Source organism: Orlajensenia leifsoniae, assembly GCF_004570845.1.
In the GTDB taxonomy this organism is placed as follows: Bacteria; Actinomycetota; Actinomycetes; order Actinomycetales; family Microbacteriaceae; genus Orlajensenia; species Orlajensenia leifsoniae.
In genome coordinates, this window is sequence record NZ_SPQZ01000006.1 from 155,856 (window position 1) to 169,211 (window position 13,356).

At 69.6% G+C, this 13,356-nt stretch carries 14 protein-coding genes; 7 read left to right on the top strand and 7 right to left on the bottom strand.

The annotated features are described in order from the left end of the window. Window positions 1-6: 6 nt before the first annotated feature. Window positions 7-621, bottom strand: coding sequence for a ClpP family protease (locus tag E4M00_RS15090; RefSeq protein ID WP_135121311.1), 615 nt, complete (start codon window positions 619-621; stop codon window positions 7-9). A gap of 203 nt (window positions 622-824) precedes the next feature. Between E4M00_RS15090 and E4M00_RS17970 the strand changes: the two genes are divergently transcribed. Next, window positions 825-2,807, top strand: a complete 1,983-nt coding sequence (locus tag E4M00_RS17970) for a collagen-binding domain-containing protein (RefSeq protein WP_135121312.1) — start codon at window positions 825-827, stop codon at window positions 2,805-2,807. Between the two features lie 57 nt (window positions 2,808-2,864). On the opposite strand, the gene E4M00_RS15100 is transcribed toward E4M00_RS17970, so the two are convergent. From E4M00_RS15100 to E4M00_RS15110, 3 genes are read right to left on the bottom strand one after another with little or no spacing between them, the layout of a single operon-like run. Further along, window positions 2,865-3,056: a hypothetical protein gene (locus E4M00_RS15100; protein WP_056165233.1), complete on the bottom strand. Its 192-nt coding sequence runs from the start codon at window positions 3,054-3,056 to the stop codon at window positions 2,865-2,867. A gap of 33 nt (window positions 3,057-3,089) precedes the next feature. Then, a complete protein-coding gene (locus E4M00_RS15105; RefSeq protein ID WP_135121313.1) occupies window positions 3,090-3,812 on the bottom strand; it encodes an ABC transporter ATP-binding protein in 723 nt (240 codons plus the stop codon). Beyond that, window positions 3,809-4,879 carry an ABC transporter permease gene (locus E4M00_RS15110; protein WP_135121379.1) on the bottom strand — a complete coding sequence of 357 codons (1,071 nt, stop codon included), beginning with the start codon at window positions 4,877-4,879 and terminating at the stop codon, window positions 3,809-3,811. The genes E4M00_RS15105 and E4M00_RS15110 overlap by 4 nt, the downstream gene beginning before the upstream one ends. A 163-nt stretch (window positions 4,880-5,042) precedes the next feature. Here E4M00_RS15110 and E4M00_RS15115 point away from each other — a divergent pair, with 163 nt between their 5' ends. Further along, the gene (locus E4M00_RS15115) at window positions 5,043-6,248 is read left to right on the top strand and encodes a sensor histidine kinase (protein ID WP_135121314.1); all 1,206 of its coding nucleotides are present in this window, start codon (window positions 5,043-5,045) and stop codon (window positions 6,246-6,248) included. Next, window positions 6,245-6,871, top strand: coding sequence for a response regulator transcription factor (locus tag E4M00_RS15120; protein ID WP_135121315.1), 627 nt, complete (start codon window positions 6,245-6,247; stop codon window positions 6,869-6,871). Before E4M00_RS15115 ends, E4M00_RS15120 begins: the two co-directional genes overlap by 4 nt. Window positions 6,872-6,889: 18 nt before the next feature. On the opposite strand, the gene E4M00_RS15125 is transcribed toward E4M00_RS15120, so the two are convergent. Next, a complete protein-coding gene (locus E4M00_RS15125; RefSeq protein WP_135121316.1) occupies window positions 6,890-7,963 on the bottom strand; it encodes a class I SAM-dependent methyltransferase in 1,074 nt (357 codons plus the stop codon). 155 nt (window positions 7,964-8,118) lie between these two features. Here E4M00_RS15125 and E4M00_RS15130 point away from each other — a divergent pair, with 155 nt between their 5' ends. Both E4M00_RS15130 and E4M00_RS15135 read left to right on the top strand, forming a co-directional pair. Next, window positions 8,119-9,699, top strand: coding sequence for a Na+/H+ antiporter (locus tag E4M00_RS15130; RefSeq protein WP_135121317.1), 1,581 nt, complete (start codon window positions 8,119-8,121; stop codon window positions 9,697-9,699). A 122-nt stretch (window positions 9,700-9,821) separates the two neighbouring features. Further along, a complete protein-coding gene (locus tag E4M00_RS15135; RefSeq protein ID WP_135121318.1) occupies window positions 9,822-10,184 on the top strand; it encodes a VOC family protein in 363 nt (120 codons plus the stop codon). Between the two features lie 15 nt (window positions 10,185-10,199). On the opposite strand, the gene E4M00_RS15140 is transcribed toward E4M00_RS15135, so the two are convergent. After that, window positions 10,200-11,339, bottom strand: coding sequence for an epoxide hydrolase family protein (locus E4M00_RS15140; protein ID WP_135121319.1), 1,140 nt, complete (start codon window positions 11,337-11,339; stop codon window positions 10,200-10,202). 68 nt (window positions 11,340-11,407) lie between these two features. On the opposite strand from E4M00_RS15140, the gene E4M00_RS15145 reads away from it, so the two are divergent. Beyond that, on the top strand, window positions 11,408-12,127 hold the full coding sequence (locus E4M00_RS15145; RefSeq protein WP_135121320.1) for a 4a-hydroxytetrahydrobiopterin dehydratase family protein: 720 nt from the start codon (window positions 11,408-11,410) through the stop codon (window positions 12,125-12,127). A 6-nt stretch (window positions 12,128-12,133) separates the two neighbouring features. Here E4M00_RS15145 and E4M00_RS15150 read toward each other — a convergent pair whose 3' ends face one another. Continuing rightward, entirely contained in the window at window positions 12,134-12,700 is a 567-nt protein-coding gene (locus E4M00_RS15150) for an alpha/beta fold hydrolase (protein WP_135121321.1), read from the bottom strand. Between the two features lie 158 nt (window positions 12,701-12,858). On the opposite strand from E4M00_RS15150, the gene E4M00_RS15155 reads away from it, so the two are divergent. Beyond that, window positions 12,859-13,338 (top strand): VOC family protein, encoded by a 480-nt coding sequence (locus tag E4M00_RS15155; RefSeq protein WP_135121322.1) that lies wholly within the window; start codon window positions 12,859-12,861, stop codon window positions 13,336-13,338. Window positions 13,339-13,356 lie beyond the last annotated feature (18 nt).

Below are 13,356 nucleotides of genomic sequence, written 5' to 3' on the forward strand. Positions count from 1 at the left end.
CGGCGCTCATGCGCGCGGTCCGATCGGCAGCGTCCCGAAGGTCCGCGGATAGATGTCGGGCATGCTCGACACCACCCGGTCGAGGAAGCCGTACTCGCGCGCCTGCTCCGCCGTGTACCAGCGGTCGCGCAGCGAGTCGACCGTGAGCGTCTCCACGGTCTGGCCGGTGGCGTCGGCCATGATGCCGAGCACCAGGTCGCGGGTGTAGCGCAGGTCGTCGGCCTGCAGTTCGACGTCGACCGCGGTTCCCCCGATGCCCGCCGAGCCCTGGTGCATCAGGATGCGCGCGTGGGGCAGCGCGTACCTCTTGCCGGGTGTGCCCGAAGTGAGCAGGAACTGCCCGGCGCTCGCCGCCATGCCGATCGCGAGGGTCGACACGTCGTTCGGGATCGCCTGCATCACGTCGCGGATGGCCAGCATGGCCGACACCGAGCCGCCGGGGGAGTTGATCCAGAAGCCGATGTCGGCGTGGGCATCTTCGGCGCTCAGCATCAGCAGTTGGCTGCACAGCCTGTTGCCCAGGTTCTGGTCGAGCTCGCTGCCGAGCATCACGACGCGGTTCTGGAACAACCGGGTGACGAGTTCATGGTCGATGGGCTGGATGGCGGTGTCTGTGCTCATGCCGTCCACTCTCCGGGGAACGGATGCCGCGGCTCCACCCTTTCCGCGCAGGGCGGTTCTGCCCTCAGCGGTTCTGCTCTCAGTGGTCCTGATTCGAGTGGTCGCGCTCTCATCGGCTCCGCGCTCGAGAGCACTCCATCGAGCCGCGCTCAGCCGGGCGAGTGACCCTTGTTCTGGGGGAGCGTCGATGCGAGCATGAGCATATGCGCCACCGCTCGGCTCGTCCCATCGCCCTGGTCCTCGCGGGTGCGCTCACCGCTGGTGCCGCCATCGTCGGCGGACTCGTCGGAGTTGTGGCACCCGCCGCCGCCGACGTCGGTCCGGTCAATCCGGTCCGGGTTCCGATCACCCCGACGCCGCCACCGCTTCCGGACCCGCCGTTCCCAGCGCATCCGGCGAACAGCGGCTTCCTGGTGTTCATCGAGGGGGACGTCTACCTCAACGCCGACGAGTCCGAGGGCACCCTCGCCCTCGGCGGCGACCTCTCCTTCGGGACCACCTACAACGTCGAGGCCGGAGGCGTCACGCCGACCCCCACCTTCACAGCGCCCGGTGACACCGTCCAGACATCGCTCTATGTGGGCGGTGGCATGGACTTCGACCAGTCGGGCGGCAATATCCTCCGGGTGCTGAACGGCGGTTACGCCAAGGTGGCCGACACGACGACGTACCTCGCGCACGACACCGATCAGAACGGTGCGGCGATCGACTGGCGCATCACGGAGCCGGGTGCTGCCGCCGAGTCCACTCCGCGCATCGAGGGCACGTCGCGGCAGACCCCCGCTTCGGTCGGCACCCCCGTGCCATCGAACCTGATCGACATCCCGACAGCCTTCGCGACCTATCGGGGCCTGTCGACGGATCTCGGCACGTGCCCGAACACCGTCGTGCTCACCGATGACCAGGGCGCTCCGCTGGCCTCGCCGTTCGCCACAGGAGCGCGCGGTCACCTCAGCCTGGTGCCGGGCCAGACCAACGTGCTCAACATCACAGCCGACGACCTGTCGGCGCTCGGCGAACTGGCCTTCGATGACGAGCCCTCTGAGACGACACCGTTGCTCGTCAACGTGACCGGATCCGCGTTCAACGGTCGGATGCCGAACTCCCCCGGCTCGTCATCGGCGCAGGCTCCGTTCATCCTCTACAACTTCCCCACGGCGACGACGGTCACTGTGACCGGCGGGGACTCGCTCGAGGGAACGATCTACGCGCCGCGTGCCGACGTGCGGTGGCAGGTGACGCAGAACATCGAGGGCAACATCATCGGCGCCACGTTCACCCACGGCCCGGGTGGCCCGATGGGCACCACGCCGCGCGAGGTGCACGACTTCCCGTTCAACGCCGAACTCAGCTGCTCGACTCCGGCGACGCAGGCCGAGCTCACCCTCGTGAAGGTCGTCGAGGGCGGCGACGCGGATGCGGGCGACTGGGAACTGTCGGCCGCGGGTCCCACTCCGATCACGGGTGCGTCGGGGGAGGAGGCGGTGACGGATGCCGCCGTCGATCCCGGCGACTACACGCTGAGCGAGTCCGGTGGTCCCGGCGACTACATCGCTGGCGACTGGATCTGTGACGGGGCCGAGGTGGTCGACGGCGTGGTCTCGATCGAGGCCGGTGACGACGTGACGTGCACGATCGTGAACACCTTCGACCCCGTCGATCCGAAGTTGACGCTCATCAAGATCGTGTCGGGCGGCACGGCGTCGCCGACGGACTGGGTGCTCTCGGCGGCGGGTCCGACACCGATCACGGGAGCGACGGGTTCGACGGCCGTGACCTCGGCGGAGGTGCTCCCGGGTGACTACGTGCTCAGCGAGTCGGATGGACCCGACGGCTACGAGGCCCGCGGCTGGGTCTGCACCGGCGCCACGGTGGTGGGAGACACCGTGACCGTGGACTGGGGCGACGACGTCTCCTGCTCGATCATCAACTCGGCCGACGGCGGCACGGGTGGTGGCGGAGACGGTGGAGGTGGAGACGGCGGCGGCGGTGATGGCGGTGGCACCGGTGGCGGCGGCACCGGCGGAGACGGAACCGACACCACGTCAGGCGGCGGAACGAGCACGCTGCCGTCGACCGGAGTGGACCCGCGAGGCGCGGTCGGGGTCGCGCTGGTGTTCGCCCTCCTGGGCGTCACGCTCCTTGGAGCCAACCGCATCCGTCGCAGTTCAACCACGGCTCGCTGAGGGCAGAGCGAAGCGACCGCCCGAAGCGCTCGGATCAGCGATCGAGAATGATCGGCCCTAGCGCCGCCGGCGGTGGAACAGCACCGCGAGGCCGATGTTGAAGACGCCGCACGCGATGATCACCCAGGCGAGCAGGGCGTTGTCATCCGTCGTCACCAGATTCAGCACGCCGACGACGAGCATGATCAGCCCCACGATCACGAACAGCGTCGTGTAGGTGCGTACGGAGCGGTCCTGATCATCAGCCATGTGGCTGAGCGTAGTGGCGGAGGGAGGCGTTCGTCACGCACCTGCACCCTGCACCTGCGCGAGCCGCTCGTCGATCCGCTCGTCGGCGATCCGCCCGTCGACGATGCGCACCACGGCGTGCATCCGCGGCAGGTGCACGAGATCGTGCGTGACGAGGAGGGTCGACGTGCTGCGTTCGGTCGACAGCCTCAGGATCAGCTCGATGATCTCGGCGCCGCGCTCCTGGTCGAGGGCACTCGTCGGCTCGTCGACCAGCAGCACGCTCGGGTCGTTCATGAGCGCTCGGGCGATGTTGACGCGCTGGCGCTGCCCGCCCGAGAGCTGATGCGGACGCTTGTCGCGCTGGTCGGCCAGTCCGACGGAGTCGAGCAGAGCGTCTGCGTGGGCGGCGGCATCCGTTCGCCTGCTCCGCGAGTGCCGGGCGCCGAGCTCGTTCATCACTCGCAGTTGCTCCCGCGCCGTGAGCGACGGCACCAGGTTGGACTGCTGGAAGACGATGCCGATGGAGTCGCGGCGCAACCGGCTGGCGTCGCCCGCCGCGAGTCCGGTGGTCTCGACGCCGTCGACGATGACACGGCCGGAGTCGGGCCTGATGAGAGTTGCGGCGACGGCCAGCAGGCTGGACTTGCCGCTGCCGCTCGGCCCGGTGATGCCGGTGACGGTTCCCGGATGCGCGGTGAGCGAGGCGCGGTCGACTGCGGTGACGCGGCGGTCGCCGTCGGGGAAAGTGAGGGTGACGTCGTCGAGGGTGATCATCGGTTGCTCCCGAGTGCTGTGAGGGGGTCGGCTGAGGTGACGGAGCGGAGTGCGAAGGCGGCGCCCGCGAGCCCGAGCACGATCATGATCGCTCCGGGCAGAAGGGTGGTGAGAGGGCTGAGCAGGAAGGGCAGCGCCGTTCCAGCCAGGGCGCCGAGCCCGGCCACGACGGCGAGGCCGACTCCGATGCCGAGCACGAGAACGATGAGCGCCTGGCCGAGGGAGTCCTTGATCAGCGATGCCGTGCTCGCGCCCAGCGCCTTGAGCACGGCGATGTCGCCGGTGCGCTGGATGGTCCACACGGTGAAGAAGGCGCCGATCACCAGTCCCGAGATGCCGAACAGCATCGCGACCATGAGCAGCAGCGAGCCGATCTCGGAGCGGAACGCGCCGATCGCGGTGAGCGAGCCGAGGAGGCTCTCGGACTGGGTCGCCGCAGTCTGGTCGACGGCTGCCCAGTCGGGGTCGCCGTCGACGGCCAGCGCTGTGGCGAAGGCCTCGGGGTTTCCGGTGGCGGCCGAGTACGACCGCCAATCGTCGATGGTCATCTGCACGACAGGCGTGTGGCTGTACCACCAGTCGCCCTCGATGGTCTCGACGGTGTACTCGGTTCCGGCGATCGTGACGTCGTCGCCTGTCGTCACGCCGAGCTCGTCGGCGGCCGTCGTGGAGAGGCCGAGGCGGCCGTCGGCGGTGGGCGACGTGGCGTCGTAGCCGGGCTCGACGCCGAAGAGGGCGATGGCGGCGCGGATGTCGCCGGCCTCGGCGCGCGTCTGGCTGATGCCGAGGGGCTGGGCCGAGTCGACGCCGTCGGCTGATGCCCAGGCCGACGCCATCTGCTCGGTGATCGCCGAGTCGGAGAAGCTCGCCGAACCGGAACCGTCGGTGGGCTCCGAAAAGACGAGCCTGTCGGCGGGGAGGGCGAGCACCCCCGAGATGTTCTGGATGGCGAGGCCGCCGGTGAGTCCGCTGAGGAACCCGACCAGCACGGTGATGAGGGCGACGACCGAGCCGATGAGCACGAATCGGCCCTTCGCGAAGCGCAGGTCGCGTAAAGCGACGAACATGGTGACTCCATTTCCGTCACCGCATCCGGTGACCATTCGACTCTCTCCTTCCGGCGAGCCCGGGTCATCGGCCGCGAGCATGCTCATCGCCGCCCGAACTGTGGCTCGCGGAGTCGTCCTTTCGAACGATGACCGGCCTGCACGCCGCGCGTAGAGTCGGCACATGGCCCACAACCCGCTGACCCCGGTGTTCGCGGGTCTGCGTGCGGGACTGCACGTGCTGTTCGTCGCCCTCGTCGTGCTGGTGATCGCGCGCGCCGTGCTCGTGCCGACCGACTCGAGTGGCGCCGTGATCGCGCTGTCGGTCGTGCTGCTCGTGACCTACGTCTTCGGCGCCGTACTGGCCGGCGGCATCCGTTCCCGGGGACGGATGCCGCGACTCCTGTGGCTCGCGCTCCTCAGCGCCGAGTGGATCGTGCTGCTCTGGCTCACGCCCGATGCCGCCTACATCGTGTTCCCGCTGTTCTTCCTCTACCTGCACCTGCTCGGCCGCTGGCTCGGCTCCGTCGCGATCGTGCTCTCGACACTGGTCGCGATCGTCGCGCTCGGGGTGCACGGCGGCTGGAGCGTCGGCGGCGTCGTGGGTCCGCTGGTCGGAGCCGGTGTCGCCCTGCTCATCGGGCTCGGCTACCAGGCGCTCGCCCGGGAGGCCCAGCAGCGCGAGGCGCTGATGGCCGAGCTCATCGCCACCCGCGACCAGCTCGCCATGACCGAACACGAGTCGGGCGTGCTGGCGGAGCGGGCACGGCTCGCGCGGGAGATCCACGACACCGTCGCACAGGGGCTCTCGAGCATCCAGATGCTGCTGCACGCTGCCGAGCAGGCCGATCCCGACCGTCCCGGCGTCGAGCACATCAGGCTGGCGCGCGAGACGGCGGCGGCGAATCTCGCCGACACGCGCCGTTTCATCCGCGAACTGAGCCCGCCGGAACTCGACGACCAAGGGCTCGGCGGCGCCCTCCGCCGTCTCGCCGCGACCCAGTGGCAGCCGCTCGAGGTCACCGTGCGGGTCTCCGACGCGGTGACCCTGCCCATGCACCTGCAGACCGCCCTGCTGCGCATTGCACAGGGAGCCATCGCGAACGTCATCCAGCACGCCGACGCGCGCACGGCCACGATCGAACTCACCGTCGATGGCGGCGTGCTGCGCTTCACGATCGTCGACGACGGCTCGGGCTTCGACATCTCTCAGACGGATGCCGACTCCGGCGCGACGTCCGACTCCTTCGGGCTGCGCGCCACCCGCGAGAGGGTGCAGCAACTCGGTGGCACGCTCGAGATCGACTCGGCGCTTGGACGCGGCACCACTCTCGCGATCGAGCTCGCCCTCACTGGCGTCGAGGCGGGCGCGGAGGCGGGAGCGTCATGATCCGCCTCGTGATCGCCGACGACCATCCCATCGTGCGGGCGGGCCTCCGCGCCCTGTTCGACCTCGAACCCGACCTCGAGGTGGTCGCCGAGGCCGAGACGCCCGAGGAGGCGGTGCGCGCTGCCGAACGTGAGAACCCCGACGTGGTGCTCATGGACCTGCAGTTCGGCGCCCGCTCGACCAGCACCGGCGCCGACGCGACCCGGAGCATCCGTGCCCTCGATGCCCCGCCCTACGTGCTCGTGCTGACGAACTACGACTCGGATGCCGACATCCTGGGTGCCGTCGAGGCCGGAGCCAGCGGGTACCTGCTGAAGGACGCCCCGCCCGCAGAGCTGACGGCTGCCGTGCGGGCCGCGGCCGCGGGCGAGAGCGCCCTGGCGCCGGTGATCGCGTCGCGTCTGCTCGACCGCATGCGCGCACCGCAGGTAAGTCTCAGCTCGCGCGAGATCGAGGTGCTCGAACTCGTCGCCGCCGGACTCTCGAACACCGACGTCGCCGGGCGGCTGTTCGTCAGCGAGACCACGGTGAAGTCGCATCTGGCCCACATCTTCTCCAAGCTCGACGTCGCCTCCCGCACGGCGGCGGTGTCGGAGGCGCGCCGTCGGGGGATCCTGCGCTGAGGCGACGGCGGGCGGCAGTCAGGGCCGCAGCGCGTAGAACCTGAACGCCGCGAACCCCTCGACCGGCAGCACGTCGACCGAGGCGAACCAGGCTCGCGCCGCATACGACTCCAGCGTCGAGCGCCGCATCACAGTTCCCGTTGCCTCCGAGGGTGTGTGCGAGCGTCCGTCGGGGAGGCAGACGAGCAGGCTGAAGCCGTACATCAGCTGCTCGGTCTCATTTCCGGGCGCGGAGAACTCGTCGGCGACGGCCTCGTCGACGACGATCATCACGCCGCCGGGAGCGAGCGCCGCCCGCGCCGCTGCCAGCACCGGAACGGGCTGCGGCATGTCGTGCACGCACTCGAAGGCGAACACGACGTCGAAGGTTCCGGCGAGGTCCGACCCGTTCGCGAGGTGGAAGTCGATGCGATCGTCGACGCCGGCGTTCGCGGCGTTCCGACGGGCGAGGGTGACGGATGCCTCATCCACGTCGAACCCCTCGATGGAGGCATCCGGGAACCCGAGAGCGAGGGCGATCGAGGCGTGACCGCCGCCGAAGCCGATCTCGGCGATGCGGGCGCCCGGCCGCTCGAGCGAGGCCTTCAGCTCGGGGACCGAACGCAGGGCGTCGGCCAGTCGGCTCTCGAACCACGGGCGGTTCATGTCGGCCTGAGCCTCGCGCATGTCCTCTCCGTAGGCGGCCCACCCCACACCGCCGCCCGAGCGGTAGGCGTCGAGAAGGTCGGGCATGCGCAGCGCGGCGGCCGTGAGGCTGCGCGCGAACGGCGCCAAGTAGCTGAGGCTGTGCTCGTCGGTGAGCACCTCGGCCGCGGCCGGCGGCAGGCGAAACGTTCGGGTGGCGGCGTCACGCGACGCGGCATCCGTCGCCTCGAGCAGCCCGAATACGGCCTGCTGCTCCAGCCACTCGCGCGCGTATCTCTCGTCGGTCGAGGTCGCGTCGGCGAGCTGAGCCGACGTGCGCGGAACCCCATCCGCCAGCGCCCGGTACCAGCCCAGCCGATCACCGATGTGGATCGACAGCATCTGGGTCATCCCGAGCCCCGCAGTCAACAGGCGCTCGCCGAGGGCGTCGACATCGTCGTCAGTCATGGGGCCGAGCGTAGACCCGGCGTACGGATGCCGCATCCGCAGCGTCCCCAAGCATCCCGCCCACACCCACCGCCACCCGGCCGAAACCGACGAGTCGTTCGAGCGCGCCGCGCAAGCCCCAACGACCGAGCCCCCGACCCTGCCAAGCTGGTCGCATGCTCGCGCTCGAGGTGATCGTCGCGATCGGACTCGCCATCATGGTCGGCGGCCTGATCGCCGCGCGGCTGCGCGTCACGACGCCAGTGCTGCTCATCCCGCTCGGCGTGCTCCTCGGCTTCATCCCCGACTTCCGCGAGGTCGAGCTCCCGCCCGAGGCCGTGCTCCTGCTGTTCCTCCCTGTGCTGCTGTTCTGGGAGAGCCTCACCACGTCGACGCGCGAGATCCGCCGCTTCATCCGCGTGATCCTGCTGAACGGCACCCTCCTCGTGTTCATCACGGCGTTCGGCGTGGCCATGGTGGGCACCTGGTTCGGGCTCCCGTGGGTCGTCGCTCTGGTGCTCGGTGCCGTTCTGGCGCCGACGGATGCCACGGCCGTGAGCGAGCTCGCGGGCTCCCTGCCCCGCCGCCAGCGCACCGTGCTCCGCGCCGAGAGCCTCATCAACGACGGCACCGCGCTGGTCGTCTACGCGCTCGCCGTCTCCGTCGCCGTGAGCGGACAGGAGATCACCCCGCTCGAGATCACGTGGACGCTGATCGTCTCCTACGTCGGCGGCATCGCCATCGGCGTGGCGATGGGCTACCTCGGGTCGCTCGCCTTCCGCATCCGGATGCCGCTGCCCAGCAACGTCGGCCTCATCATCACCCCCTTCGCGGCCTTCCTGATCGCCGAGGTCGTCGGCTCGTCGGGAGTGCTCGCGGTCGTGGTGTGCGGACTCGTGATGGCCCGCATCGCCCCGCGCGTGGCCGGACCGGAGGCGCGCGACCAGGCGCAGTCGTTCTGGACGGTGTCGACCTACCTGCTCAACGCGGCGCTGTTCGTGCTCATCGGGCTCGAGCTGCATGTCGTCATCCGCGAGCTGCCGCCGTCGCAGCTGGGGCTCGGCGTGGTGTTCGGCATCGTCGTGTGGATCGCGCTCATCGTCATCCGCGCGGCGTTCGTGATGCTCACGACGGTGATCATCCGCACGGTCGACCGTCGGCCGTACCAGCGCACCCTGCGCTCGTCGCGGCGCGGCCTCGTGATGTCGTCGCTCGCCGGATTCCGCGGCGCCGTCTCGCTGGCCGCCGTGCTGGCCGTGCCCACGCTCATCGCCTCGGGAGACCCCTTCCCCCATCGCGACCTCGTGGTGTTCGTCACGACGATCGTGATCGTGCTCACCCTGGGCGTGCAGGGTCCGCTGCTTCCACTGGTCATCAAGTGGGCGCGGCTGCCCGCCGACGACGGCATCGACGAGGAACGGAACTTCGCCGAACTCGCGGCATCCCGGGCCGCGGTCGAGGCCATCCCCGGCCTGGCGGACGAGCTCGGCATCGAGGACAGCGTGCGCGACAAGGTGCTCGCCGAGACCGAGCACCACATCGAGGTGCTCGAGGCCGTCGCCTCCGATGAGCCCGACGAGGAGGCCACCCGGCAGAAGGAGCAGTACAACCGCCTGCGCCTCGCCGCCCTCGAGCTCAAGCGCGAGACCATCGTGAACCTGCGCGACGAGCAGCGCATCGACGACATCGTGCTGCGCCGCATCCAGTCCCAGCTCGACCTCGAGGAGCTTCGCCTGACGGGTCGCACGGAGGAGTAGCAGCATCCTCCCTCCCTAGCCCCGCTCGCTGAGGCCCGGACGAAGTCCGCGGCCGAAGCGCATCGCATTCCCCGCCGCCCGCCGGGGTTGACCTCCGCCCGCCTGGGAGAGATGCTGTCGGCATGGTCCAGTCGGCATTCGCGATCCTCGAAGTCCCCGACCTCAGCGCCGCTCTCGCCTTCTATCGCGACATCGTCGGCGGCGAGTTGCGCTACGCCTTCCCCGATGAGACCGAGCCCGTCTACGTCTCCCTGCAGCTCGGCTCGAGCGCACTCGGCCTCGGCCTGACTGAGCACCCCGACCCGGTGGGCGGCATGCTGCTCTGGATCTACGTCGACGACGTCGATTCGGCGACGGATGCCGTGCGCTCGGCCGGCTTCCCCGTCGACGAGGAACCCGCCGACCAGCCGTGGGGCGAGCGCGTCTCCCTGGTGCGCGATCCGTTCGGTACCCGCGTCAGGTTCGGTGCGCCGCTTGAGCCCTGATGCGCTTCGGGCGCCTCAGCTGCCGGCATCCGTCAGCGACGCAGCGAACTCCCGCATGCGCCGCGCCAACTCCTCGGGGATCTCAGCTGCAGTGAAGTGCCCACCCTCCTCAAGTCGGTCGAAGGTGCGGATCCCGGTGTAGTGCCGCCGCGCCAACGACTCGGGGTAGCCGCCCTCGTGCTTCTGGATCGCGATGGCGGCCGGCACCGACGTCGGCGGGATCGAGTCCGGCCTGTCGGCACCCTCGTAATACGGGCGGAACGACGTGCCGATGCTCTGGGTAACCCAGTAGATCATCGCCTCGGTGAGAATGCGGTCGCGCGAGATGCGCCGCTCGACAGCGCTCGGGTCACCGGGCGGGGTGTCGCTCCACTCGACGAGCTTCTCGGCGAGCCAGGCCAGAAGGCCGGCGGGGGAGTCGTTCAATGCCGCGGCGAGGGTGTCGGGCCGGGTGTTCTGCACGTGACCGTAGGCGCCGTCGGGCCCACCCTTGGCCGACAGCTCGTCGAAGAAGGCCTTCTCCCCGGGGTCGGTCAGCGCGTCACGCTCGTCATAGCTCGGGAAGTGCGCGCTCGTCGCCAGGATCCCGATCACCTGCTCGGGATGCTGCGCCGCGAGAAGGTCGCTGATGTTGGCCGTCACGTCCTCGCCGTACGTGATGTACCGCTCGTAGCCGAGCACCTCGGTCATCAGAGCATGCATCGTGTCGGCCAGCCGCGTCTCCGAGATCGGACCGTCGGCGTAGGGCGAGGAGAACGCGAAGCCGGGCAGGCTCGCGACGACGACGGTGAAGTCGGGCAGCTGATCGGCGAAGTCGAGTTGCAGAGCGAAGGTGTGCGGCCAGCCGTGCATGATCAGGAGCGTCGGTGCCTCGGCGGCGCCGGCTGCGGCATCCGTCGCCCGTCGATGCACGAAGTGCACCGCGGTGTCGTCGATCTGCGCGATGAACTGCGGATGGGAGTTGAGCCAGGCCTCACGCGCACGCCAGTCCCAGTCGAGCCACGTGTCGATGAGCTCGCGCAGATACGCCGAGCTCATGCCCGACGCCGGTTTGCGCGGCGAGTCGGGGAGCAGGCGGGTGCGCCTCAGGCGATCGCGAAGATCGTCGAGAACGTCGTCGGGAACATGGAGCTCGAATGCCTGTGGAGCGCTCATTCACGCAAGCTACTCCGCCCCACCGACACGCTCTTGCCGCTGTCGGCGGCTACAGGGAGCATGGGCTCATGGCCGCCGAGAAGATCACCCCGCAGCAGTTCTCCGAAGCCGATGGCGTCGACGACTGGCGGGTGCTCTACTGGGGCGCGCACGCATTCTTCCGCGCCGAATCCGCCGAGCCGTACGCGCAGGGCGCCGCCTTCGTCGCGGACATCGCTGAGCTCGTGGCCGACGACCGGCACGACCCCGACGTCGACCTGAGGCGAGAAGGTGTGGCGGTGAAGCTCGTCACTCGCGGCATCCGGGATCTCAGCACGCGTGATCTCGAGCTGGCGAGGGCGATCTCCGCGGCCGCCGCGCAGCGGGGACTGGTGGCCGACCCGAGCAGGATCCAGGTCCTGCAGGTGGCCATCGCCTCGGTTCCGGATGCCGCGGTGCTGCCGTTCTGGCAGGCGGCGCTCGGTTACGTGAGGCCGAACGAGACGCATCTCGTCGACCCGCTGCGGCGAAACTCGTCGTTCTTCCTGCAGGACGAGATGCCGGCCGATCGCCCTCGCCGCGGGCGGATGCATATCGACGTGGCCGTGCCGCACGACCAGGTGCGCGCCCGCATCGACGCGATCGTCGCCGCCGGTGGACGCATCGCCGACGACAGCGAGGCACCCGAGTGGTGGACCCTCGCCGACGCCGAGAACCACGGCGTCGACATCACCACCTGGTGGGGTCGCGACTCGGTACGCCTGGAGGAGCAACGCGAGGAAGGCGGCACCCAGCAGCGCGACGGCTGATCCCGCCTACTCGGCCGCCGCCCGGATATCGGCGACCAGCTCGGGAAGCCCATCCGTGAAGACGTGCCCGCCGTGGTCTAGTCGACGCACCTCGGCGCCGGCCAGCTCGCGGGCGTAGAGGTCGAGGTGGTCGGCCGGCACCACGTCGTCGTCGCTGCTCTGATAGAGGAAGATCGGCAGCCCGGCCGGCAGTCTGCTGCCGAAGCCGTCGGGCAGCACGAACTCCTCGAGCTCGCTGCCCCAGTAGGGCGTGGCCACGAGGAAGAGCGCGCTGAGGGAGGCATCCGTCGCCCCCTCCGCGAGAACCTTCAGCAGCACCGACGCCCCGAGTGAATGGCCGACGACCAGCAGCGGACCCGTGGCACCGTCCAGCAGTCGCACGACCTCGGCCTTCCACGCGGCGTAGTGCGGATCGTCGGGCTCGGGCATGATCGGGAAGTCGACGGCGAAGGTCGATCCGAGTTCCGTGCGCAGTGCCTCGACGAGGTTCGAACTGCCCTCGCCGGCATCCTGCGGCCCGGCACTGTGGATGAAGAGCACGCGGGCGGGGGTCTTGTGGGGTTCGCCGCTCATGTGAGGGCTCCTTCCTCCGGCTGACGGTGGCGCTCAGCTGGTGATGGGGGCACTGTACTGCGCATCGGGTGGTGCCTTCCACCCCTCCCCATGGCAGTGCGATGGGTCTACCGTCGAAGAACGCGACGATGCGACGACGATGATGCGGAGCTTCCATCATGCCCACGACTGCCATGACCTGCATCCTGTTCGAGGGACCTCTCGACGAGGCCGCCGAGTTCTACACCTCGCTGGTGCCCGACTCGGAGATCCTCAACATCGACCCCTGGCCGGAGGGATCCGACCACGCCGGGGAGCCGCTCGTGGTCGACTTCACCGTGGCGGGTGCCCGCTACCAACTGATCGCGGGCGGCCCGGATGTCGCGCTGACCCAGCTGGTCTCGATCAAGCTCGAGGTCGACGACCAGGCCGAGGTCGATCGCCTGTGGGACGCCCTCGTCGCCGACGGCGGCGAGCCCAGTCGGTGCGGCTGGCTTACCGACAAGTACGGTCTCTCCTGGCAGCTGGTTCCCCGCGGTTTCACCGAGTTGATGGCGACGACGGATGCCGACCTCAAAGAGCGGTTGTTCAAGGCGATGCTCACCATGAACAAGCTCGAGATGCCGGTCTTCGAGGCGATCGCCGCGGGCGAGGCCTGATACGCCCGAGGCCTTGAG